At 69.9% G+C, this 22793-nt stretch carries 18 protein-coding genes; 8 read left to right on the top strand and 10 right to left on the bottom strand.

Annotated elements, in window-relative coordinates:
- A complete protein-coding gene (locus BLP95_RS07865) occupies positions 1-3063 on the top strand; it encodes an efflux RND transporter permease subunit (protein ID WP_089677989.1) in 3063 nt (1020 codons plus the stop codon).
- A 101-nt stretch (positions 3064-3164) separates the two neighbouring features.
- Here the strand turns inward: BLP95_RS07865 and rsd are convergent, their stop codons facing one another.
- Positions 3165-3665, bottom strand: a complete 501-nt coding sequence (gene rsd / locus BLP95_RS07860; protein ID WP_089677987.1) for a sigma D regulator — start codon at positions 3663-3665, stop codon at positions 3165-3167.
- A gap of 229 nt (positions 3666-3894) precedes the next feature.
- Between rsd and BLP95_RS07855 the strand changes: the two genes are divergently transcribed.
- Genes BLP95_RS07855 through BLP95_RS07835 form a run of 5 tightly spaced genes read left to right on the top strand, consistent with a single transcriptional unit; the run spans position 3895 to position 8451 of the window.
- Positions 3895-5040, top strand: a complete 1146-nt coding sequence (locus BLP95_RS07855; protein WP_089677985.1) for an ABC transporter substrate-binding protein — start codon at positions 3895-3897, stop codon at positions 5038-5040.
- 60 nt (positions 5041-5100) lie between these two features.
- A complete protein-coding gene (locus tag BLP95_RS07850) occupies positions 5101-6021 on the top strand; it encodes a branched-chain amino acid ABC transporter permease (RefSeq protein WP_089677983.1) in 921 nt (306 codons plus the stop codon).
- A complete protein-coding gene (locus BLP95_RS07845) occupies positions 6014-7033 on the top strand; it encodes a branched-chain amino acid ABC transporter permease (protein ID WP_089677981.1) in 1020 nt (339 codons plus the stop codon). Before BLP95_RS07850 ends, BLP95_RS07845 begins: the two co-directional genes overlap by 8 nt.
- Entirely contained in the window at positions 7026-7769 is a 744-nt protein-coding gene (locus BLP95_RS07840; RefSeq protein WP_089677979.1) for an ABC transporter ATP-binding protein, read from the top strand. The genes BLP95_RS07845 and BLP95_RS07840 overlap by 8 nt, the downstream gene beginning before the upstream one ends.
- A gap of 1 nt (position 7770) precedes the next feature.
- Entirely contained in the window at positions 7771-8451 is a 681-nt protein-coding gene (locus BLP95_RS07835; protein ID WP_089677976.1) for an ABC transporter ATP-binding protein, read from the top strand.
- 134 nt (positions 8452-8585) lie between these two features.
- Here the strand turns inward: BLP95_RS07835 and BLP95_RS07830 are convergent, their stop codons facing one another.
- From BLP95_RS07830 to BLP95_RS07790, 9 genes are all read right to left on the bottom strand, one after another.
- Complete coding sequence (locus BLP95_RS07830; RefSeq protein WP_089677974.1) at positions 8586-9485, bottom strand: alpha/beta hydrolase; 900 nt, start codon at positions 9483-9485, stop codon at positions 8586-8588.
- Positions 9486-9505: 20 nt separating this feature from the next.
- Positions 9506-10018: a disulfide bond formation protein B gene (locus BLP95_RS07825; RefSeq protein ID WP_089677972.1), complete on the bottom strand. Its 513-nt coding sequence runs from the start codon at positions 10016-10018 to the stop codon at positions 9506-9508.
- Complete coding sequence (gshA, locus tag BLP95_RS07820; protein ID WP_089677970.1) at positions 10015-11679, bottom strand: glutamate--cysteine ligase; 1665 nt, start codon at positions 11677-11679, stop codon at positions 10015-10017. The genes BLP95_RS07825 and gshA overlap by 4 nt, the downstream gene beginning before the upstream one ends.
- A 261-nt stretch (positions 11680-11940) precedes the next feature.
- Entirely contained in the window at positions 11941-14319 is a 2379-nt protein-coding gene (locus tag BLP95_RS07815; RefSeq protein ID WP_089677969.1) for a Tex family protein, read from the bottom strand.
- 86 nt (positions 14320-14405) lie between these two features.
- A complete protein-coding gene (gene msrB / locus BLP95_RS07810) occupies positions 14406-14903 on the bottom strand; it encodes a peptide-methionine (R)-S-oxide reductase MsrB (protein ID WP_089677966.1) in 498 nt (165 codons plus the stop codon).
- Between the two features lie 101 nt (positions 14904-15004).
- Positions 15005-16558 (bottom strand): phosphoenolpyruvate carboxykinase, encoded by a 1554-nt coding sequence (locus BLP95_RS07805; RefSeq protein WP_089677963.1) that lies wholly within the window; start codon positions 16556-16558, stop codon positions 15005-15007.
- Positions 16559-16852: 294 nt separating this feature from the next.
- Positions 16853-17728 carry an Hsp33 family molecular chaperone HslO gene (gene hslO, locus BLP95_RS07800; protein WP_089677961.1) on the bottom strand — a complete coding sequence of 292 codons (876 nt, stop codon included), beginning with the start codon at positions 17726-17728 and terminating at the stop codon, positions 16853-16855.
- Positions 17729-17762: 34 nt separating this feature from the next.
- Entirely contained in the window at positions 17763-18776 is a 1014-nt protein-coding gene (locus tag BLP95_RS07795) for a glutathione S-transferase family protein (protein ID WP_089677959.1), read from the bottom strand.
- A gap of 93 nt (positions 18777-18869) precedes the next feature.
- Positions 18870-19784, bottom strand: coding sequence for a LysR family transcriptional regulator (locus BLP95_RS07790; protein ID WP_089677957.1), 915 nt, complete (start codon positions 19782-19784; stop codon positions 18870-18872).
- Positions 19785-19888: 104 nt separating this feature from the next.
- Here BLP95_RS07790 and BLP95_RS07785 point away from each other — a divergent pair, with 104 nt between their 5' ends.
- Positions 19889-20743, top strand: coding sequence for a pirin family protein (locus BLP95_RS07785; RefSeq protein ID WP_089677955.1), 855 nt, complete (start codon positions 19889-19891; stop codon positions 20741-20743).
- Between the two features lie 225 nt (positions 20744-20968).
- Positions 20969-22747, top strand: coding sequence for a peptidoglycan DD-metalloendopeptidase family protein (locus BLP95_RS07780; RefSeq protein WP_089677953.1), 1779 nt, complete (start codon positions 20969-20971; stop codon positions 22745-22747).
- Positions 22748-22793 lie beyond the last annotated feature (46 nt).

Genomic DNA, 22793 nt, shown 5'->3' with positions numbered 1-22793 from the left:
ATGCGTCGGCTGATCGCGGCCGCCCAGTCCCACGCCCGCACCACCCTGATGCTGCTGGTGGGCCTGCTGCTGGCCGGGCTCGGCGCCTGGCAGGCGATCCCCAAGGAGGCCAACCCCGACGTCGCCATCCCCATGATCTACGTGGCCATGAGCCTGGAGGGGGTCAGCCCCGAGGATGGCGAGCGGCTGCTGGTGCGCCCCATGGAGCAAGAGCTGCGCACCATCGAGGGGCTGCGCAAGATGACCGCTCAGTCGAGCGAGGGCCACGCCTCCATCACCCTGGAGTTCGACGCCGGCTTCGATGCCGACCAGGCGCTCTCCGACGTGCGCGAGAAGGTCGACATCGCCAAGGCCGAGCTGCCCAGCGAGGCGGAGGAGCCGCGGGTGGTGGAGGTCAACGTCAGCGAGTTCCCGGTGCTCTCCATCGGCCTCTCCGGGCCCGTCGAGGAGGCCCGGCGGGTGGCCATCGCGCGACGCATCCAGGACGAGATCGAGGGCATCGCCGAGGTGCTCGAGGTGGACATCGGCGGCGACCGCGAGGAGCTCCTGGAGATCGTGGTGGACCCGCTGGTGCTGTCGAGCTACGGCGTCGACTTCGACACCCTCTTCAACCTGGTCAGCCGCAACAACCGCCTGGTGGCCGCCGGCAGCCTGGATACCGGCGCCGGCCGCCTGGGGGTGAAGGTGCCCGGGGTGATCGAGACCCTGGAGGACGTGATGGCCATGCCGGTGAAGGTGGACGGCGACCGGGTGGTCACCTTCGGCGACGTGGCCGTGATCCGCCCCACCTTCAAGGATCCCGAGGGGTATGCGCGCATCGACGGCCAGCCGGCGCTGGTGCTGGAGGTCTCCAAGCGCGCCGGGGCCAACATCATCGCCACCGTGGCGCAGGTCGAGGCGCTCTTCGACCAGGCCGCCGGGATGCTCCCCGAGGGCCTCAAGGTCACCACCATCACCGACCAGTCCGAGTTCGTCGAAGACATGCTCTCGGAACTGCTGAACAACGTGGTCACCGCGGTGGTGCTGGTGCTGATCGTGATCCTGGCGGCCATGGGGGTGAGAAGCGCGCTGATGGTGGGGCTGACCATCCCCGGCGCCTTCCTCTCCGGCATCCTGATGATCTGGGCGGTGGGCTACACCCTCAACATCGTGGTGCTGTTCGCGCTCATTCTCGTCGCCGGCATGCTGGTGGACGGCGCCATCGTGGTCAGCGAGCTGGCCGACCGGAACCTGCACCAGGGCATGACGCCCCGCCAGGCGTGGCTGGAGGCGGCCACCCGCATGAGCTGGCCGGTGATCGCCTCCACCGCCACCACCCTGGCGGTGTTCGTGCCGCTGCTGTTCTGGCCGGGCATGGTGGGCGAGTTCATGAAGTACCTGCCGGCCACGGTGATCATCTGCCTGCTCGCCTCCCTGGCCATGGCACTGCTCTTCCTGCCCACCCTGGGCAGCGTGTTCGGCGCCCGCCACGCCGCCCCGAGTGCGGCGGCGGTGGAGGCCACCGCGGTGGGCCGGCTCTATCGCGGGGCGCTCGCGCGCCTGCTCGCCCACCCGGCACTGACGCTGCTCTTCGCCCTCTCGCTGATGGCGCTGATCTACACCGCCTACGCGCGCTTCAACCACGGCGTGGAGTTCTTCCCCAGCGTCGAGCCCGACACCGCCCAGGTGATGGTGCGCACCCGCGGCGACTTCTCCATCGAGGAGAAGGACGCCATGGTGCGCCGTGTGGAGGCGCGCCTGGCGGGCATGCCCGAGGTGGAGGCGCTCTACGCACGCTCCTTCGCCACCCCCAGCGAGCAGCTGGGCGCCGACGTCATCGGCGTGCTGCAGTTCCAGCTGATCGACTGGCACCGGCGCAGGCCGCTGACCGAGATCTTCGCCGCCATGCGCAGCCGCACCGCCGACCTGCCCGGCCTGGTGCTGGAGTTCCGCGAGCAGCAGATGGGCCCCGGCGAGGGCAAGCCCATCGCGCTGGAGATCGGCGGCCGCACGCCCGATCAGGCCGAACGCGCGGTGGACCGGTTGCGCGAGGTGATGGCCGAGCTTCCGGGCTTTCGCGACGTGGAGGACAACCGCAGCCTGCCGGGGGTGGAGTGGCGGGTGATCGTCGACCGCGAGGCGGCGAGTCGCTTCGGGGCCGACGTCACTAGCGTAGGCAGCGCGGTGCAGCTCCTCACCACCGGGGTGCAGGTGGCCAGCTACCGTCCCGAGGGGGTCGACGACGAGGTCGACATCCGGGTGCGCCTGCCTAAGGGCGACCGCACCCTGGACCAGCTGGGGCAGCTGAGCCTCTCCACCTCGCGGGGCCGGGTACCGCTGTCGCACTTCGTCAGCGTCGAGCCGGCGCCCAAGGTGGGCACCCTGCACCGCATCGACGGGCGCCGCGCCATCACCCTGGAGGCCGATGTCGAGGAGGGCTTCAACGCCGACGAGCGGCTGCGCGCCTTGCTGGAGGCGGCGGGCGAGCCGCCCGAGGGGGTGCAGGTTAACGTGGCCGGCGAGCAGCAGGACCAGCAGGAGGCGAGCCGCTTCCTGGCCAGCGCCTTCCTGGTGGCCATCGGCCTGATGGCGGTGATCCTGGTGACGCAGTTCAACAGCTTCTACCAGGCGGGGCTGGTGCTCTCGGCGATCGTCTTCTCCACCGCGGGGGTGCTGCTGGGGCTGCTGGCCAACGCCCAGCCCTTCGGCATCGTGATGGTGGGGATGGGCATCATCGCCCTGGCGGGGATCGTGGTGAACAACAACATCGTGCTGATCGACACCTACAACCAGCTGCGTGGCGAGGGCCTGGCCCCCTTCGAGGCGGCGCTGGAGGCGGGCTGCCTGCGCTTCCGACCGGTGCTGCTCACCGCGGTGACCACGGTGCTGGGCCTCACGCCCATGGTGCTGGGGGTCAACATCAACCTGCTCGAGCCGAGCCTGGGGGTCGGTGCCCCCTCCACCCAGTGGTGGACCCAGCTCTCCAGCGCCATCGCCGGCGGCCTGACCTTCGCCACCGGCCTGACCCTGCTTCTGACCCCCTGCATGCTGGTACTGGACCCCCGGAGGAGCCGTAAGCCGTAAGCCGTAAGCCGTAAGCCGTAAGCCATGATATCGCCACCAAAAACCACGACATGGGGTTTTCTTACAGCGTATAGCTTACAGCGCCGGGCGAAGCCCGGCCCTTACAGCTCCGAGCGCAGCTCGGCGCGTGCCGCATCCGGCGCGTGACGGGCGTGGATCCGCCCGATCAGCTCGTCCTCCAGGGAGAAGCGCTCGGTGAGGCCGTGGGCCAGCCGTTCCAGCCAGGCGGGCAGGCGGCCGAGGTGCTGGCGCACCCGGCCGGGGCTGGCGTAGTCGGCATCGAAGTTCAGCACCAGCTCGGTGGACATCTCCAGGCGCTGCAGCAGGCGGTCGGCCAGGGTCAACGCCTCCTCGTCCGCGAAGGCGCGCGCCTCCTCGCGCAGCTGGGGGTAGACCTCGAAGTGCCCGGCGCTGATGTAGTCCATCAGCAGCTCGCTGAAGGCGTCGATGCGCTCCTTGGTCACCGCCTCGAGCTCGGCGTCGCAGGCCTCCTTGAGCTCGACGAAGTTGACCAGCAGGTCACGGCGCTCGTCGAGCCAGCGATCGATCAGCCTGTGCACGCCACCCCAGCGCTCCAGGGCGCTCTTGCAGTCTTCCAGCATGGGGGCCTCCCTTCGTGTGGTCGAGCCGACTAGTGGATTCGGGGGCGTCCCGCGCCCGGTTGAGGCTCAGAGTCGCGCCCCCGCCGACGGCTGTCAATCCTGCCGGCGCGAACGTGGAGAGGCCGCGGCGTCAAGAGGACCATCGGGGCCTTTTCCTTTCCCTGGCGGCGGCGTTTCCTTGGTAGTCTATGGCCACACCAACAACACCCCACCCTCCCCGAGGTGCTCGATGAAACAGATTGCTCGCCTGGGCGCCGGCCTGCTGCTCGCCGCCGGTATCGCCACCGCACACGCCGAGGAAGACGTCAGGATCGGCATGATCACCACCCTCTCCGGCGGGGGCTCCCACCTGGGGGTCGACGTGCGTGACGCCTTCCTGCTGGCCATCGAGCAGTCCGGCCGCGAGGATATCGAGGTGCTGGTGCAGGACGACGCCCGCAAGCCCGACCTGGCGCGCAGCCTGGCCAACGAGTTCCTGCAGCGCGACCGGGTGGACATCATGACCGGCATCATCTGGTCGAACCTGGCCATGGCGGTGGTGCCCTCGGTGGTGCGCCAGGGGACCTTCTACCTCTCCCCCAACGCCGGACCCTCGGACCTGGCCGGGCGGATGTGTCACCAGAACTACTTCAACGTCGCCTACCAGAACGACAACCTCCACGGCGCCATGGGCGCCTGGATGCGCGAGCAGGGCTACCAGAACCCGATCATCCTGGCCCCCAACTACCCGGCGGGCACCGACGCCCTGGCCGGCTTCAAGCACCTCTTCGAGGGCGAGGTGGCCGGCGAGCTCTACACCCAGCTGGGCCAGACCGACTACGCCGCCGAGATCGCCCAGATCCGCGCCAGCGACGCCGACAGCCTGTTCTTCTTCCTGCCCGGCGGCATGGGCATCTCCTTCATGAAGCAGTGGGCCGGCTCGGGGGTGGAGCTGCCGGTGTTCGGCGCCGCCTTCTCCTTCGACGAGGTGCTGATCAAGGCGGTGGGCGAGGCCGCCGTGGGGGCCCGCAACACCTCGCTGTGGGCCCACGACCTCGACAACGCCACCAACCACGCCTTCGTGGAGAGCTTCCGCGAGGCCTATGGCCGTACGCCGACCCTCTACGCCGCCCAGGGCTTCGACACCGCCAACCTGATCCTCGCCGCCCTGGAGAGTGCCCACCCCGATGACCAGGACGCCTTCCGCGAGGCGCTGCGCGAGGCCGACTTCGACTCGGTACGCGGCGAGTTCCGCTTCGGCCCCAACCACCACCCCATCCAGGACGTCTACGTGCGCGAGGTGGTCATGGGCGAGGACGGCGAGCCCACCAACCGCCTGCTGGGCATCGCCGTGGAGGAGATCCAGGACATCTACTACCCCGACTGCAAGATGTGACGCCGTGGCCGGGCCTTAGCGCCCGGCCCCTCTCTCCCGCCCCGACCAAGGAAGCGTGACGTGTCGGCGACCCTGCTTCTCGAGCAACTGATCAACGGCCTGCAGCTGGGCACCATGCTGTTCCTGATGGCCAGCGGCCTGACCCTGGTGTTCGGGGTGATGGGGCTGATCAACCTGGCCCACGGCGCCTTCTACATGGTGGGGGCCTACCTCACCGCCGCGGTCACCGCCGCCAGCGGCTCCTTCCTGCTCGGCCTCGCGGCCGGCCTGTCGGGAGCCGCCGCGGTGGGCGCGGTGGTGGAGCTGGTGGTGATCCGCCGGCTCTACCATCGCCCCCACCTGGACCAGGTGCTGGCCACCTTCGCGCTGATCCTGATCTTCTCCGAGGGCACCCGCTGGCTGTTCGGTTCCTCGCCCCTTTGGCTCAACACCCCCGAGTGGCTGGCCGGCCATGTGCCGCTGCCCGGCGGGGCGCGCTACCCCCTCTACCGGCTGGTGATCATCGGCGTGGGTATCGCAGTGGCCGTGGGGCTGTGGTGGCTGATCACGCGCACCCGGCTGGGCATGCGGGTGCGCGCCGGGGAGAGCGACCGCGAGATGATCGGTGCGCTGGGCATCGACATCTCGCGGCTCTATACCGCGGTGTTCGCCCTGGGGGCGGGGCTCGCCGGCCTCGCCGGCGCCCTGGTGGGGGCGCTGCAGTCGGTGCAGGTGGGCATGGGGGAGCCGGTGCTGATCCTGGCCTTCGTGGTGATCGTGATCGGCGGCATCGGCTCCATCAAGGGGGCGCTGCTCGGCGCCGTGCTGGTGGGGGTGGTGGACACCCTGGGGCGGGTCTTCCTGCCGCTGGCCTTCCGCGCCGTGCTGCCCCCGGCGGAGGCCACCGACGTCGGCGCCGCCCTGGCCTCGATGCTGATCTATATCCTCATGGCGGTGATACTCGCCTTCAAGCCCAGGGGACTCTTCGCCGCCCATGACTGACCCGACCCCAGCCCTCTCCGCTCGCCGGCCCTCGCGCCGCCTCGGCCGCCAGGGCCTGGTGCAGCTGCTGCTGCTCGCCCTGCTGCTGGCACTGCCGGTGGCCGCCGACCTCACCGGCCACCCCTACTACGTGACGCTGGCCTCGCGGCTGACGCTGATCGCCATGGCCGCGGTGGGGCTCAACCTGGCGCTGGGCTACGGCGGCATGATCAGCTTCGGCCACGCCGCCTACTTCGGCCTGGGCGGCTACGTGGCCGGCATCGGCGCCTTCCACGCCTTCGACATGACGCCCTTCCTGGGCGGCATCCCGGGCAGCGACAACCTGCTGGTGCTGTGGCCCATCGCCATGCTCGCCTGCGGCCTGCTGGCGCTGGCCATCGGCGCGGTGTCGCTGCGCACCTCCGGGGTCTACTTCATCATGATCACCCTGGCATTCGCCCAGATGGTCTACTACTTCGCCAACTCCTGGCCCACCTACGGCGGCCAGGATGGCCTGCCGATCTATCTTCGCAACCAGCTGCCGGGGCTCGATACCCAGGAGCCGCTGACCTTCTTCCTGATCTGCTTCGTCGGCCTGGTGCTCGCCATGGCACTCACCTCGCGGCTGATGGGCTCGCGCTTCGGCGCCGCACTCACCATGGCACGCCTCAACGACACCCGCCTGGCCACTGCCGGCATCAGCCCCACCCCCATCCGCCTGGTGGCCTTCGTCATCTCGGCGATGATCACCGGGCTCGCCGGCGCCCTCTACGCCGACCTCAACGGCTTCGTCAGCCCCAGCATGCTCAGCTGGCACCTCTCCGGCGAGCTGATGGTGATCGTCATCCTGGGCGGCGTGGGTCGCCTCTACGGCCCCCTGGTCGGGGCGGCGCTGTTCATCGGCATGGAGACCCTGCTGGGCGGGCTCACCGAATACTGGCAGCTGTTCCTGGGCCTCACGCTGCTCGGGGTGGTGCTCTTCGCCCGCCAGGGGGTGATGGGCTGGCTGGCAGGGAGGGAGCCCCATGCCTGAGGCGGTGCTGGCCCTGGAGGGGCTCCACAAGCGCTTCGGCGCCCTGGCGGCCACCGACGATGTCTCGCTGACCCTGAGGCCCGGCGAGATCCACGCCCTGATCGGCCCCAACGGGGCCGGCAAGTCGACGCTGATCGCCCAGATCGCCGGCAGCCTCAGGCCCGATGCCGGACGCGTGCTGCTCGGCGGCGTCGACGTCACCGGCGAGAGCGTCGCCGCCCGCGCTCGCCGCGGCCTGGGGCGCAGCTTCCAGGTGTCGTCGCTGGCCGAGCCGCTGCCGGCGATCCGCAACGTGATGATCGCCGTCCAGGCCCTGGCCGGCCACAGCTTCCGCTTCTGGAAACCGGTGGCGCGCGACCCAAGGCTGGTCGAGCCGGCCATGGCGGCGCTCGAGCGCATGGGGCTCGGCCACCGCGCCGCCACGCCGGTGGCCGAGCTCTCCCACGGCGAGCGCCGCGCCCTGGAGGTGGCCTGCGCCCTGGCCCTCAGGCCCCGGGTGCTGCTGCTCGACGAGCCCATGGCGGGGCTCGGCCCCGAGGGCTCAGCGCACCTCACCGAGCTGCTGGAGCGCCTCAAGGCGGAGGTGCCGATCCTGCTGATCGAGCACGACATGGAGGCGGTGTTCCGCCTGGCCGAGCGCATCTCGGTGCTGGTGGCCGGGCGCATCATCGCCCACGGCGACGGCGACACCATCCGCCGCGACCCGCAGGTTCGCGACGCCTATCTGGGAGACTGAGATGCTCAAGGTGGAAACCATCGAGACCTGCTATGGCCCCTCCCAGGCACTGTTCGGCGTCGACCTGGAGGTGGGGGCCGGCGAGCTGGTGGCGCTGATGGGGCGCAACGGCATGGGCAAGACCACCACCATCCGCTCGATCTTCGGCCTGACGCCGCCGCGGGCGGGGCGCATCACCTTCGCGGGGCGCGAGCTGATGCGCCTGCCCCCGCACCGCATCGCCCGCCTGGGGCTGGGACTGGTGCCCGAGGGGCGGCGCTGCTTCCCCAACCTGACGGTGCGCGAGAACCTGCTGGTGGCGGCCCGGCCCGGGGCGTGGACCCTCGCGGCGGTGGAGGCGCTCTTCCCGCGCCTGGGCGAGCGCGACCGCCAGGCCGCCGCCACCCTCTCCGGCGGCGAGCAGCAGATGCTGGCCATCGGCCGGGCGCTGATGACCAACCCCCGCCTGCTGGTGCTCGACGAGGCCACCGAGGGGCTGGCGCCGGTGATCCGCCAGGAGATCTGGCAGGCGATCCGCCGCCTCAAGGCCCAGGGCCAGGCGATCCTGATCGTCGACAAGAGCCTCTCGGAGCTGCTGCCCCTGGCCGACCGCTGCGTGCTGCTGGAGAAGGGCGTCAGCGCCTGGACGGGACCCGCCGAGGCGCTGACCGCGTCGCTGCGCGACCGCTACCTGGGGGTGTGATGGCTTGCATGCCGCTTTCTGGTCGGGGCTGATCCGGCGACAGGCCCCGGGGCGCCGGACCGTCAGGGAGGCGCTGTAAATACATCCCTGTACGCTACCTCGGCCATCCTTGGTCCTCGGACCTCCCTTTCGGCCTATCCCCGGCGCCCCTTACTGCTCGTATCTTGCCGATCATGGAGACCCTTGACCGTCGCGGCCAGGCGCCTGCCATCGAGGAAGTGCTCGAGGATCGAGAAGTGGTCGTCGCCGGGCAGCAGGGCCTGCTCGACCTCGACGCCCTGCTCGTCCAGGTGGGCGGCGTAGTCGGCCATCTGGCGGGCAAACTCGCTAGACTCCGCGCCGCCCGCCACCAGGCTCACCCTGGCCTGTGACCGGCAGGGCAGGAAGGCGGGGCTGAACTCGGCCACGTCGCGGCCGTCGAGCCTGAGCTTGGGCTGCAGCCAGGACCAGGGGAAGGGACCGAGGTCATAGAGGCCGCTGACACACAGCGCCCCCCGGATCGGGTCTGCCGGCAGGCCGTAGTCGCCCTGCCAGTCGGTGGCCAGCAGCATGGCACACAGGTGCCCGCCGGCGGAGTGGCCCGAGACGCTGATCTGCGCCGGGTCGAAGCCGAGGCGCTCGGCATGGCGGTAGGCCCAGGCCAGGGCGGCGCGGGCCTGGCGCACGATCTCGGCGAAGCGCACCCCGGGACAGAGCGCGTAGTTGACCACCGCCACGCCGATGCCGCTTGCCACCAGGTCGTCGGCGAGAAAACCGAACTCCCGGTGGCCCAGCGAGCGCCAGTAGCCGCCATGGAAGAAGAGGTGCAGCGGCGCGCCCTCGCCGGTTCCCTCTCCCCTGTCCTCGGCGTGGTAGAGATCGAGACGCTCGGCGAGCGTCGGCCCGTAGGGCATGTCCAGCGACACCCGATGGCGAGCGCGGGCGGCGTCGCTGCGCGCGCGCCAGCCGGCCACCAGCGTCGCCGGGTCCCGGCCGATCATGGGGTCGTAGGCGGCGTCGATCGCCTCCTGGGTGGCGAAGTCGCGGTAGAGCATGGCCAGTCGCCCCGTCCTGATCAGCGCTCGCGGAAGGCCGAGAGCAGCAGGCCCAGCGGCGCCAGAGCCAGCACCAGGAAGCCCACCAGGGTCCAGCCCGGCAGCGAGAGACCGAGGAACAGGAAGTCGATCTCGGCACACTCGCCGGAGCCGGAGAGCACCATGTCCACCACCTGCTGCAGCGGCAGGACCTCCAGCATGTAGTCGAGGCCGGGGCCGCAGCTGGGGACCTCGTCGGCGGGCAGCGACTGCAGCCAGAGGTGGCGGCCCGCCACGCCGATGCCGCCGCCCACCGCGGCCAGGCCCAGCAGGCCATAGAGGGTCGCGCCGAGGCGACCGGCGGGGTTGTGGATCGCCGCCACGGCGAACACCACGCCGGCCGCGATCACCGCCACCCGCTGGAAGATGCACAGCGGGCAGGGCTCGAGGCCGACGAGATGCTCGAGGCCCAGGGCCACGGCCATCATCAGCACGCAGAAGGCGAGCCCGGCGAGGCTCCACTGGCGCACGGAGAGGCGGGCCAGGGCGCTCATCGGCTCACCCCGTCGGCGATGCGCGTCTCGCGGGCCCGGGCGAAGTAGTCGGCCAGGAAGTCGGCGAAGGGAACCCGGTCACCGGCCTCGATCTGCGCCTGCTGGTCGTGGGAGGTACCCACCAGCTCGTCGAAGAGGGCGGCGCGGGCCGGGTCGAGGGGCTCCTCGCGCAGCCGCGCGGCCTGCTCCCGGGCGATCGCCAGCATCGCCTCGCTGAACTCCTCGCCGGTTTCCTCCAGGCGCGCCAGCAGCCGGCCGGAGGGGGTGAGCGAGGGATCGGCCAGGCGCGGCGCCATGGCGGCCACCGCCTCGGCATGGGGGCTGCCCTCCTCCAGGGCGTCGAGCAGCTCGGCCACCCGGGCCATCTCGCCGAGGATCTCCTCGCCCCACTCCGCCACGCTCACCGGCTCGCCATGGCGGCACAGGCGCAGCGCCGGGTCGCGGCCGCGCTCCACCACCCGGCGGCGGTTGTCGTCCAGGGTGTCGCACTCCGCATCGGGGATCCAGGGACTCTCGGCCAGCAGGCACCACATCACGAAGGTGTCGAGGAAGCGGATCTGGGCCTCGTCCACGCCCAGGGTGGCGAGGGGGTCGAGGTCGAGGCAGCGCACCTCGATGTACTCCACCCCGCGGGCCTCCAGCGCCTGGCTGGGGGTCTCGTCGTGGCGCGCCACCCGCTTGGGGCGGATGTCGCTGTAGTACTCGTTCTCGATCTGCAGGATGTTGGCGTTGAGCTGGCGCCACTCCTCGCCCTCGCGCACGCCCAGCGCCTCGTAGGCGGGCCAGGGCGTGGAGATGGCGTGACGCAGGGTATTCACGTAGTTGGAGAGCGAGTTGAAGCAGATCTTGAGCTGCTCCTGCACCTTGTTCTGGTAGCCGAGATCCGACATGCGCAGGCTGGTGGCGTAGCGCGAGACCAGGGTCTGCTCGCCGTGGGGCTCGAGCTTGTCGGGAATCTCGCCGTCGGGCAGGAAGCTGCGGTCGATGGCCGGCGAGGCGCCGAACAGGTAGAGCAGCAGCCAGCTGTGGCGGCGGAAGTTGCGGATCAGGCCGAAGTAGCGGGCGGAGCGGTAGTCATCGAGCGGCGTAGCCTCGGCGCCGTCGATCCCGCGCAGCAGCGTCCACAGGTCGTCGGGCAGCGAGACGTTGTAGTGCACCCCGGCGATCGCCTGCATGATGCGCCCGTAGCGCACGTCCAGCCCCTGCCGATAGACCCGCTTCATGGTACCCACGTTGGAGGGGCCATAGTCGGCGATGGGGATGCTGTCGTTGCCGTCGAGGCGTGCCGGCATGCTGGCCGGCCAGATCAGCTCGTCGCCCAGCAGGCGATAGCTGAAGCGGTGCAGGTCGCCGAGGAATTCCAGGGCGTCGGCGGGCCGGCAGGTGACCGGGGTGATGTACTCCAGCAGCGCCTCGGAGTAGTCGGTGGTGATATGCGGGTGGGTCAGCTTGGAGCCCAGCGCCCGGGGGTGCGGCGTCTGGGCCACGCGACCGTCACGGTCGACGCGCAGCCCCTCCTTCTCAAGGCCGCGCCGCAGCCGGCTGAACTCCCCCCGGCGGGCGGGGCCGGCCAGGCGCTCGATGAGGGTAGCGAATGAGTCGGACAAGATGACACCCCTGCTGGTGGTAACGGCGCCGAGGCGGCGCGCCTCGCTGGTCATGGGACGGGCGCCCTGGCGGCGCCCGTGAAAGGGCTGATTATGGTGGCTGCCGGGCCGGATGCAAAGTTTAGCCGGCTATTAACCAATGAGAGCGGACCTATTTACAGCCCGGGGCGACTCTGGGGACAAGCCTCCTATGAGGCGCTGTGAACCCCTCCCTGGGCGCTACCGACGCCATCCATGGCGTAGGACCTCCTCTTCGACTCGTCCCCAGCGCCCCTTGGGTCTTGCAACGAAAGTGCCCCGGCACCGGCTTCGGCCTCAGCGTTTCTGCTTGGCCTTGAGCAGGGCCGCCCCCAGGGCGCCCATCTGCCCGCCCTGGCCGGCGTCGTTGCCGCGCCCACCGCCCCGGCGCGCCGGCTTGCCGCCGCGGGCCTGACGCTCGCCGCCATCCCCTTCACGACGGCGGCGGGGCTTGTCGCCCTCCTCCCCCGGCTGGTCGTCGAGGCGCATGGAGAGGCCGATGCGCGCACGCTCCAGATCGACGCTCATCACCTTCACCTTGACGATATCGCCGGCCTTGACCACCGAGCGCGGGTCCTCGACGAAGCGGTCGGAGAGCGCCGAGATATGCACCAGGCCGTCCTGGTGGACGCCGATGTCCACGAAGGCGCCGAAGTGGGTGACGTTGGTGACGCTGCCCTCCAGCACCATGCCGGGCTCCAGGTCCTTGAGGGTCTCGACCCCCTCGCGGAACTCGGCGGCCTTGAACTCGGGCCGCGGGTCACGGCCGGGCTTGTCCAGCTCGGCGAGGATGTCGGTGACCGTGGGCACACCGAAGCGCTCGTCGGCGAAGTCGGCGGGCTTGAGGGATCTGAGGGTGGCGCTGTCGCCGATCAGGCTGGATAGCGGGCGGCCGCTCTTCTCGGCGATGCGCTCCACCAGCGGGTAGGCCTCGGGGTGCACGGCGCTGGCGTCCAGCGGGTTGTTGCCGTTCATGATGCGCAGGAAGCCCGCGCACTGCTCGAAGGTCTTGGGCCCCAGGCGGCTGACGTCGAGCAGCTGCTTGCGGCTGGCGAAGGCACCCTCGGCATTGCGCCGGGCGACGATGGCGTCGGCCAGCGCCGGCGAGAGGCCCGCGACCCGGGAGAGCAAGGCGCTTGACGCGGTGTTGAGGTCCACCCCCACGGCGTTGACGCAATCCTCGATCACCGCCTCGAGGCTTCGCGACAGCTGCACCTGGGAGACATCGTGCTGGTACTGGCCCACGCCAATGGACTTGGGCTCGATCTTGACCAGCTCGGCGAGCGGGTCCTGCAGGCGCCGAGCGATGGAGACGGCGCCACGGATGGTGACGTCGAGGTCGGGCAGTTCCCGGGCGGCGTACTCGGAGGCGGAGTAGACCGAGGCCCCCGCCTCGCTGACCATCACCTTGGAGAGCGCACGCTTGCCGGCCCCAGTCCTTGTGGAAAAGGCTTTCACCAGGTCGCCGGCCAGGCGGTCGGTCTCGCGGCTCGCCGTGCCGTTGCCCACGGCGACCAGCGCCACGTCGTGCGCCTCCACCAGCCTGGCCAGCTCGGCCAGGGAGGCGTCCCAGGCGTTGCGGGGTGCATGGGGGTAGATGGTGGTATGGGCCAGGAACTGGCCGGTGGCGTCCACCACCGCCACCTTGCAGCCGGTGCGCAGGCCCGGGTCGATGGCAAGCGTCGCCTTCTGCCCCGCCGGGGCGGCCAGCAGCAGGTCCTTGAGGTTGGCGGCGAAGACCTCGATCGCCTCCTGCTCGGCGCGCTCGCGCAGGCGGCCCAGAAGCTCGGTCTCCAGGTGGGTGTAGAGCTTGACCCGCCAGGTCCAGCGCACCACGTCGCGCAGCCACTTGTCGGCGGCACGCCCCTCGTCGCGGATGTTGAAGTGGCGGGCGATGGCCACCTGGCAAGGGTGGATCGGTGCCTCCTCCTCACCGGGCAGGCGGATGGCCAGGGTCAGCACGCCCTCGTTGCGGCCACGGAACATGGCCAGGGCTCGGTGGGAGGGTGCCTTCGACAGCGCCTCGTCGTGCTCGAAGTAGTCGGAGAACTTGGCCCCCTCGCGCTCCTTGCCGGGGATCAGCCGGGCACTGAGCTCTCCCTCCTGCCACAGCCGCTCGCGCAGGCGGCCGACCAGCTCGGCGTCCTCGGCGAAGCGCTCCATCAGGATCTGGCGGGCGCCGTCCAGCGCCGCCTTGGCGTCCTCCACCGCGGGGATGTCACCTTCTGCGGGTCGAAGATAGCTGGCCGCCTCGGCCTCCGGGTCCAGGGTGGGGTCGGCCAGCAGCGCCTCGGCCAGCGGCTCGAGCCCCGCCTCCCGGGCGATCTGGGCCTTGGTGCGACGCTTCTTCTTGTAGGGGAGGTAGAGGTCCTCCAGGCGCTGCTTGGTATCGGCGGCCTGGATCAGACCGGCCAGCTCGTCGGTGAGCTTGCCCTGCTCGTCGATGGCGGCCAGCACCGCCACGCGGCGCTCCTCCAGCTCGCGCAGGTAGCCCAGGCGTTCATGGAGCTGACGCAGCTGGGTGTCATCGAGCCCGCCGGTCACCTCCTTGCGGTAGCGGGCGATGAAGGGCACGGTCGCCCCGCCGTCGAGCAGTTCCACCGTGGCCTTGACCTGCGGCGGGCGTACGGCGAGCTCCTCGGCGAGGCGCGTGATGATGCGGTTGGTGGCGTCCATGTAACCCCTTCGCTGATCTCGAGAACGAATCGCGACAAGGTATCACAGCCGCCGTGCCCGCGGCAGGCTTGACGCCGGCGCGTCGGTCAGGCGGGCACGAAGGTCAGCGCCAGGCCGTTGTTGCACCAGCGCAGGCCGGTAGGCTCGGGGCCATCGTCGAAGACATGGCCCTGGTGGCCGCCGCAGCGGGCGCAGTGGTACTCGGTGCGCGGGATGACCAGGAAGAAGTCGACGCTGGTCAGCAGGTGACCCTCGACGTGCTCGAAGAAGCTCGGCCAGCCGGTGCCGGAGTCGTACTTCATGGCGCTCGTGAACAGCACCAGGTCGCAGCCGGCGCAGCGGTACTCGCCCTCGCGGGTCTCCTTGTCCAGGGGGCTGGAGAAGGCCGGCTCGGTGCCCGCCTCGCGCAGGATCTCGAACCGCTCGGGCGTCAGGCGCTCGCGCCATTCGGCCTCGCTGAGCTCGAGGGGCTCGAGCCCCGGGGCACGCGTCAGGTCGGGCTTGGGGCGAGCGGTGGCCAGGCCCGGGAGCAGCAGCGTGGATACGCCGACACCGGCCAGGCCGAGGAAGTGGCGTCGTTGCATGGTCTCTCTCCGTCAGGGGGGCAGACAGCAGAACGGGGAAGCGGCGATGCCGCTCCCCCGTTCAGACCCCGGTCATGCCCGGGGGTTCGCCATGCCAGTCCTCAGGTCAGGCTGGGCCCCGCCTGGACGATCGCCTCGCTGACGCCGTCGAACTTCTTGAAGTTGTCGACGAACTTGGCGGCCAGCTCCTGGCGCTGGCGGTCGTAGGCGTCCTTGTCCTCCCAGGTCTCGCGCGGGTCGAGCAGGCTGGAGTCGACGCCCGGCACCGCGGTGGGCACGTCGAGGTTGAGGCCGTCGATGCGCTTGGTCTCGACGTCGCGCAGCACCCCGGACTGGATGGCGCTGATGATGGCGCGGGTGGTGGGGATGGAGAAGCGCGCCCCGCCCTCGCCGTAGGCGCCGCCGGTCCAGCCGGTGTTGACCAGGTAGACCTGGGCATCCTTCTCGACCACGCGCCGGATCAGCAGGTCGGCGTACTCGCGGGCCGGGCGCGGGAAGAAGGGGGCGCCGAAGCAGGTGGAGAAGGTGGCGGCCAGCCCCTCGGAGGAGCCCATCTCGGTGGAGCCCACCTTGGCGGTGTAGCCGGAGAGGAAGTGGTAGGCCGCGGCCTCCTCGGTGAGCACCGAGACCGGCGGCAGCACGCCGCTCATGTCGCAGGTCAGGAAGACGATGGCGCTGGGCTCGCCGGCGCGATTCTCCGGCACGCGCTTCTCGACGTGCTCCAGCGGATAGGCGGCGCGGGAGTTCTGGGTCAGGCTGTCATCGGCGTAGTCCGGCTCGCGGCGGTCATCGAGGACCACGTTCTCCAGCACGGTGCCGAACTTGATGGCGTTCCAGATCACCGGCTCGTTCTTCTCGGAGAGGTCGATGCACTTGGCGTAGCAGCCCCCCTCCATGTTGAACACGGTGCCCGGGCCCCAGCCGTGCTCGTCGTCGCCGATCAGGTAGCGACCGGGGTCGGCGGAGAGGGTGGTCTTGCCGGTGCCGGAGAGGCCGAAGAACAGGCAGGTCTCGCCATCCTCACCGACGTTGGCGGAGCAGTGCATCGGCAGCACGTCGGACTCGGGCAGCAGGAAGTTCTGTACCGAGAACATCGCCTTCTTCATCTCGCCGGCGTAGCGCATGCCGGCGATCAGCACCTTCTTCTGGGCGAAGTTGATGATCACGGTGCCGTCGGAGTTGGTGCCGTCGCGGGCCGGGTCACACTCGAAGTCGGCGGCGTTGAGGATGGTCCACTCCTCCTTGGTGGAGGGGTTGAAGGCCTCGGGACGCACGAACATGGTACGGCCGAAGAGGTTCTGCCAGGCGGTCTCGGTGGCCACCCGCACCGGCAGGTAATGGACCGGGTCGCTGCCCACGTGCAGCTCGGAGACAAAATGCTCCTTGCCCAGCAGGTAGTCCTCGACCCGCGCCCAGAGGGCGTCGAACTTCTCGGCGTCGAAGGGACGGTTGACGCTGCCCCAGTCGATCTTGGCGCTGGTGGACGGCTCGTCGACGATGTAACGATCCTTGGGCGAGCGGCCGGTGCGCACGCCGGTGCTCACCACCAGGGCACCGTTGGCGGACAGGCGGCCTTCGCCGCGGGTCACCGCCCGCTCGATCAGTTCGGCGCTGCTGAGATTGACGTGGGCGTGAGAAGCTTGGGGTGTGGTCATGTTGATTCCTGGGCCGGAGGGCCGATTCTCTCGTGTGCCTGGCGTCGCCGAAGACGCGGAAAAGCCGGGGAGGGATAGCGACCGGGCGGACGGTGGGCCGTCTTCTGTGGGTGGTCACCTCTGAAAGCGGCGCCATTATGGCAAAAAGGGCCGGGGTGGGAAACGCCCCTTTTAGGCGAAATTCATGTAGTTTTTCTACAACATGAAAGGATTTCGCCGCCGATATTCTTGTGCAGCGCAATATCGGCGGCGACGGCATGGCAGGCGACGGGCACGCTGCCTTCGCGCCCGACCTCAGTGCAGGGTGGGCGGCGGCGTGCTGGACTCGGCGAGCAGCGCCTCGACCTCCTCGGCGCTGAAGGCGTAGCGGGTATGGCAGAAGTGGCACTGGGTCTCGATGCCCCCCTGCTCCGCCACCACGTCGCGCAGCTCCTCGGCGCCCAGGGTCACCAGGGCGCCGGCGATGCGTTCCCGGGAGCAGGTGCAGCCGAAGCGCAGCGGCTTGGGCGCGAAGACCCGCACCGTCTCCTCATGATAGAGGCGGTGCAGCAGCTCCTCGGGGGCCAGGCCGGTGAGCTCCTCGGCCTTGACGGTCTCGGCCAGGTGCAGGGTGCGCTCCCAGGCGTCCACGTCCTGGTTCTGCGACTCGTCGGGCATGCGCTGGAGCAGCAGGCCGCCGGCACGCCGGCCATCGGCGGCCAGCCACAGCCGGGTGGGCAGCTGCTCGGACTGGGCGAAGTAGGCGGCCAGGCAGCCCGCCAGGCTCTCCTGGTCGAGGGCGACGATACCTTGGTAACGATGCCCCTCGCGGGGATCCAGGGTGATCATGATCTGACCGTCGCCGAGCAGCTCGCGGAAGCCGGCATCCTCGGAGGGCATCTCGGCGTCCTCGGCGAGGCGCGCGATGGCGCGCAGCTCACCGCCGGGGTTGGACTCGGCCATCAGCAGCGACAGGGGGCCGCTGCCGCGCACCTCCAGGCTCAGGGTGCCCTCGAGCTTGACGGTATCGGTGAGCAGCGCCACCGCGGCGACCAGCTCGCCCAGCAGCCGGTTGACCGGCGCCGGGTAGTCGTGGCGGTCGAGCACCTCGGCATAGGCCTGCTCCAGGCTGACGAGCTCGCCGCGCACATTGGTGTTGTCGAACAGGAAGCGCTGGATCTGGTCGGTCATGGCTCTCGTATCGGGTCGGGAAGTTGGGCGCATTCTACCAGCCTCCCCCCTTCTCGCGGATACCCTGCCCCGGCAGGTGCTCGCGGTCGTGGGGGCGTTCCAGCTCCAGCAGCGGGCCGTGGGGCACGATACGGGTGGGGTTGATGGTGTCGTGGCTGTAGTAGTAGTGGCGCTTGATGTGGTCGAAGTCCACGGTCTCCTTCACGCCCGGCCACTGGTAGAGCTCGCGCAGATAGTTCGAGAGGTTGGGGTAGTCCTCGATGCGGCGCAGGTTGCACTTGAAGTGGCCGTGGTAGACGGCGTCGAAGCGCACCAGGGTGGTGAAGAGCCGGATATCCGCCTCGGTGAGCCACTCGCCGGCCAGGTAGCGGTGCTCGGCCAGGCGCGCCTCCATGCGGTCAAGGGCCTCGAACAGCGCCACCACATGCTTCTCGTAAACCCGCTGGTCGGTGGCGAAGCCCGACTTGTAGACGCCGTTGTTGATGTGGTCGTAGACGTCAGCATTGACCGCATCGATGGTCGCGCGCAGGTCCTCGGGATAGAAGTCCAGGCGGTTGCCGGTGAGGCCATCGAAGGCCCCATTGAGCATGCGCAGGAGCTCGGCGGACTCGTTGTTGACGATGCGACCCTCCCGCCGGTCCCACAGCGCCGGCACCGTGACCCGGCCGGTGTAGTGCGGGTCGGTGAGGGTGTAGAGCTCGCGGTGGTAGGTCACGCCGTTGACCGGATCGCCGCTGGAGCCCTCGTCCTCGTGGTAGGTCCAACCCTGGTCGAGCATCAACGGGCTGACGTGGGAGAGGCCGATCAGCGACTCCAGCCCCTTAAGCTTGCGCAGGATCATCACCCGGTGTGCCCAGGGACAGGCCAGGGAGACATAGAGGTGGTAGCGCCCTGCCTCGGCCGGCAGGCCCGGCTGGCCATCGGGACCGGGCGCGCCGTCGCGGGTGACCCAGTCGCGCAGCTTGGCGGATTCGCGGACGAACTCGCCGCCGTGCTTGTCGGTGTCGTACCACTGGTCATGCCAGACGCCGTCGATCAGAAGGCCCATGTCGTACTCCTCGGGAGTCGCCTCCCCGTCATTGAAGGTTGGCTCAAGGATAAGGCGAAACCGTCGACGCATCAGCGCAGATAATGGGCGCTTCTATTCGATGCCTTCGAATGGCGCCTCGTCGAGGCAACGCATCGCCTCCGTGGCCAGGGCCTCGGCCATGGCCCGGGTGGCGGGCCCGGCGCGGTCCCGGTCGCGATGGATCAGCTGCACGGGGATCTCGCGGATACCGCCGGCGGCGAGGGGCAGCGGCGCGAGCCGCCCGGCCTCGAGCGCCTCGCCGAGGCGGGTCTCCGGCAGCCAGGCGAAGCCCAGGCCGCGCTTGACCATGTCGATGGAGGTCTCCAGGTGGCTCACGGTCCAGCGCTGCTCCGCCTTGAGCCAGCCAGAGTCGAGTGACTGGCGCTGGGCCGAGTCGCGCACCACCAGCTGGCGATGCTGCACCAGGTCGCGCAGGTCCAGGGTCCTGCCCAGGGCATGCAGCGGGTGATCGGGGTGGGCCACGGCGACGAAGCGCACCGTCACCAGCGGTTCGCCGAGGAAACCCTGGGCGGCAAGGCCGGAGATCACCAGGTCGGCGCTGCCGTCGTAGAGCATCTCGATGCCACCGTTGAGCACCGTCTCGTGGAGCTGGACGCGCACATGGGGGAAGGCCGCCGAGAAGGTGGCCAATGCCCGCGCCAGGGCATCCGACGGGAACACCTGGTCCACCGCCAGCACCACCTCGGCCTCCAGCCCCTCGGCCAGGCTGCCGGCGACATCCTCCAGCGCCTCGGCACTCTCGATCAGCTGACGCGCGCGACGCAGCAGCATCTCGCCCGCCTCGGTCAGGCGCACCTGGCGCCCCGCGGGCTCGAGCACCCGCACCCCCAGCTGCTCCTCGAGCTTGTGCACCGCGTGATTGAGGGTGGAGGGGCTCTTGTGGATGGCCTCGGCGGCACGGGCGAAACCGCCATGATCGACCACCGCCGCCAGCATCTGCCACTGCGCCAGGGTGACTCGCGACATTTCGAACTCCTCGAATGAACCAAGCAAAACTATGCGCTTAATCTTCGAAAAAATCGGCCTAGAATGCCAGGCAAATATCACTGCGTCACCGCGAGGAGAGCGCCATGACCACCCCTGCCCTGCGCCAGGTCGAACACCTGCAGCCCAGCCAACCCAGCCAGGATGGCGACGGCGTCAAGATCAAGCGGATCCACGACTTCGGCGGCGGCCTCGACCCCTTCCTGATGCTCGACGAACTGGGATCCGAGCGCCCCGACGACTATATCGGTGGTTTCCCGCCCCACCCCCACCGCGGCATGCAGACCCTCACCTACGTGATCCACGGCGGACTCACCCACGAGGACCACCTGGGGCATGCCAGCACCATCCGCGCGGGCGACGCCCAGTGGATGCACACCGGCCGCGGCATCGTGCACTCCGAGATGCCGTTGACCGACCACCAGGGGCTGCACGCCTTCCAGCTATGGTTGAACCTGCCGGCCCGCGACAAGATGAGCGCGCCGACCTATCGCGACGTACGCGGCAGCGAGATGCCACACCTCGTCGAGGGCGACAGCCAGCTGGTGGCCCTGGGCGGCCGCTGGCGACTGGCGAGCGGCGAGGGCGTCGAGGGCCCGCTGGAGGCCCTGGCGGGCGACGGCGCGGTGGCCCACCTGAGCCTCGCGGCGGGCGCCCACCCCACCCTGGACCAGGACGCCCCCACCCTGCTGGTCTATGTCTTCCGCGGCGAGCTGGCCATCGGCGAGACGCGCGTCGGTGCCGGCCACCTGGCCCGGCTGGGCGAGGGGGATCGCCTGATGCTGTCGAGCCGCGATGGCGCCGAGGCGCTGCTGCTGGCGGGCGCCCCCCATGGCGAGCCCATCGCCCACTATGGCCCCTTCGTGATGAACACCCAGGCGGAGCTGCAGCAGGCGCTGCGCGACTACCGCGACGGCACCTTCACAAGCGGCACCGCCTGAGCCAGGTCGGTTGACCACCGCCCGGGTTGCAAAATCCGGGCGGATTCGGTCCAATGAATAATTAGCAAACAGCGTTCACTGAGAACTCGGCATCTCACCGCTCTGGTGCTTTCATGGCGCCGGGGCTACGCCTGTGAATGCATACAGCCTAGGCAATACCCCCACCATGGGTTATGGTTCAGAGGCCTTTTTGTCACCTTTACCTCTATTCACTGGCCATTACCCATGCTGCGAATCCTCCATTCGCTGCCCCGCACGCACAAGCTATTGCTGTTACCGGTCGCCACCATGGTCACCGTGCTGGGCGCACAGAAGATCGTCACCACCTACCAGGATGTCCAGCGGGAGTCCCGCGCGCTGGACACCGTCGTCGTCCCCCTCGATGCCGACGCCTCTCCCGGCCTGCCCTCGCTGAACCTCCAGCGTCACCAGGTGGGCGAGGCCATCGACCTCGCCAACCAGGCCCTGGAGGCGACCCGCCGCCACGTGCCGCTCTCCCAGCTGAAGCCCAGCGAGGTGATCGACCTCGACCTGGTCGCGGAGGCCGACGACGCGGCGGCACCGCCGCTGCTGGCCCGCCCGGCAACCACCGCCGGCGACCCCGAGGTGGCCGAGGACGACAGGCTCAGCGAGACGGCCATCGCCGCGGCCGGCCGGGTGAACGAGCCGCGAACGGTCACGCTTGACCAGGGCGCCATCCATATTGCCACCGTGATCGGCACCATCGGCGCCGGCATGCTCGACCACGACGGCAGCCTGCTGGCCGACGCCACCTCCTACGAGGAGATCCCCGAGGAGGAGCTCAGCCTGTTCGAGGATGGCCCGATCATCCTCGAGGAGGAGATCGCCGCCACCGAGCCTTACGTGCCGGAGTGGGAGACCTACACCGTCCAGCGCGGCGACACCTTCGCGGTGATGGCCCAAGAGCGCCTGGGCCTCGGCTACAGCGAGGTGATGGCCCTGCTCGAGCAGCTGCCCGATAAGAACGTCCTCACCCGCTGGCGGGTCGGCACTCGCTTCGACTACCAGCTCGACGAGGACGGCAAGCTGCTCTCCCTGCGCCTGATGCGCGACGCCCGCAGCGGCTTCGTCGCCGAGCGCGGCGAGGGCGAGGCCGCCGGCTTCGAGGTAGCGGTCATCGAGCGCACCGGCGAGGCCGCCCAGCGCCTCTTCGCCGGCAGCGTCAGCGGCAGCTTCGCCCGCTCGGCCCAGGCCACCGGCCTCTCCAGCACCGAGGTCTCGCGCCTGACCCACGTGCTGGGCAAGAAACTCGACTTCCGCCGCGACACCCGTCGCGGCGATCGTTTCCAGGTGCTGGTGGAGTCCGACGTGGTCGACGGCGAGAGCTTCGATCCGCGCATCCTCGCCGTGCAGTATCAGGGCGAGCGCATCGACCTGACCTTGGTGCGCAACAGCGCCGACAACAACTTCTACACGCCGGAGGGCGAGAGCCTCGATCCCGCCTTCGCCCGCTACCCCTTCGAGGGGCGCTACCGGCTGAGCTCCAACTTCAATCCGCGCCGCAAGCACCCGGTCACCGGCCGCATCAGCCCCCACAAGGGCACCGACTTCGCCATGCCCATCGGCACCCCGGTTTCCTCCCCCTCCGATGGCGTGGTGGAGAAGGTCAGCAACCACTTCGCCGCCGGCCGCTACGTGGTGATCCGCCACGACAACGGCTACCGCACCCGCTACCTGCACCTCTCCAAGCCCCTGGTCAGCCGCGGCGAGCGGGTCACCATGGGGCAGCGCATCGCCCTGTCGGGCAACACCGGCCGCAGCACCGGTCCCCACCTGCACTACGAGGTGCTGGTCAACAACAACCAGGTCGACGCCATGAAGGTCAAGCTGCCCGAGAACAGGAGCCTGACCGGCGATCGGCTGGTGGCCTTCCAGCGCGAGGCCGAGCCCTTGCTCGCCACCCTGCGCTCCGGCGAGACCGGCCCGGTGGTGGCCAGCACCGGCGGCGAGCCCGAGGACGCCGCGGAGGGCGACGAGGGCTGATCGCCGTCGCCTCCACCGCCCGCCCCGCCTGCGCCCCGCCCTCGTG

This window comes from Halomonas shengliensis, from assembly GCF_900104135.1.
Taxonomy (GTDB): Bacteria; Pseudomonadota; Gammaproteobacteria; order Pseudomonadales; family Halomonadaceae; genus Halomonas; species Halomonas shengliensis.
This window is presented reverse-complemented; position numbering and strand designations above follow the sequence as displayed.

Coding starts and splice junctions, on each gene's coding strand:
- BLP95_RS07865 (WP_089677989.1), top strand. CDS start 1: ATGCGTCGGCTGATCGCGGCCGCCCAGTCCCACGCCCGCACCACCCTG.
- rsd (WP_089677987.1), bottom strand. CDS start 3,665: ATGCTGGAAGACTGCAAGAGCGCCCTGGAGCGCTGGGGTGGCGTGCAC.
- BLP95_RS07855 (WP_089677985.1), top strand. CDS start 3,895: ATGAAACAGATTGCTCGCCTGGGCGCCGGCCTGCTGCTCGCCGCCGGT.
- BLP95_RS07845 (WP_089677981.1), top strand. CDS start 6,014: ATGACTGACCCGACCCCAGCCCTCTCCGCTCGCCGGCCCTCGCGCCGC.
- BLP95_RS07840 (WP_089677979.1), top strand. CDS start 7,026: ATGCCTGAGGCGGTGCTGGCCCTGGAGGGGCTCCACAAGCGCTTCGGC.
- BLP95_RS07835 (WP_089677976.1), top strand. CDS start 7,771: ATGCTCAAGGTGGAAACCATCGAGACCTGCTATGGCCCCTCCCAGGCA.
- BLP95_RS07830 (WP_089677974.1), bottom strand. CDS start 9,485: ATGCTCTACCGCGACTTCGCCACCCAGGAGGCGATCGACGCCGCCTAC.
- BLP95_RS07825 (WP_089677972.1), bottom strand. CDS start 10,018: ATGAGCGCCCTGGCCCGCCTCTCCGTGCGCCAGTGGAGCCTCGCCGGG.
- gshA (WP_089677970.1), bottom strand. CDS start 11,679: ATGACCAGCGAGGCGCGCCGCCTCGGCGCCGTTACCACCAGCAGGGGT.
- BLP95_RS07815 (WP_089677969.1), bottom strand. CDS start 14,319: ATGGACGCCACCAACCGCATCATCACGCGCCTCGCCGAGGAGCTCGCC.
- msrB (WP_089677966.1), bottom strand. CDS start 14,903: ATGCAACGACGCCACTTCCTCGGCCTGGCCGGTGTCGGCGTATCCACG.
- BLP95_RS07805 (WP_089677963.1), bottom strand. CDS start 16,558: ATGACCACACCCCAAGCTTCTCACGCCCACGTCAATCTCAGCAGCGCC.
- hslO (WP_089677961.1), bottom strand. CDS start 17,728: ATGACCGACCAGATCCAGCGCTTCCTGTTCGACAACACCAATGTGCGC.
- BLP95_RS07795 (WP_089677959.1), bottom strand. CDS start 18,776: ATGGGCCTTCTGATCGACGGCGTCTGGCATGACCAGTGGTACGACACC.
- BLP95_RS07790 (WP_089677957.1), bottom strand. CDS start 19,784: ATGTCGCGAGTCACCCTGGCGCAGTGGCAGATGCTGGCGGCGGTGGTC.
- BLP95_RS07785 (WP_089677955.1), top strand. CDS start 19,889: ATGACCACCCCTGCCCTGCGCCAGGTCGAACACCTGCAGCCCAGCCAA.
- BLP95_RS07780 (WP_089677953.1), top strand. CDS start 20,969: ATGCTGCGAATCCTCCATTCGCTGCCCCGCACGCACAAGCTATTGCTG.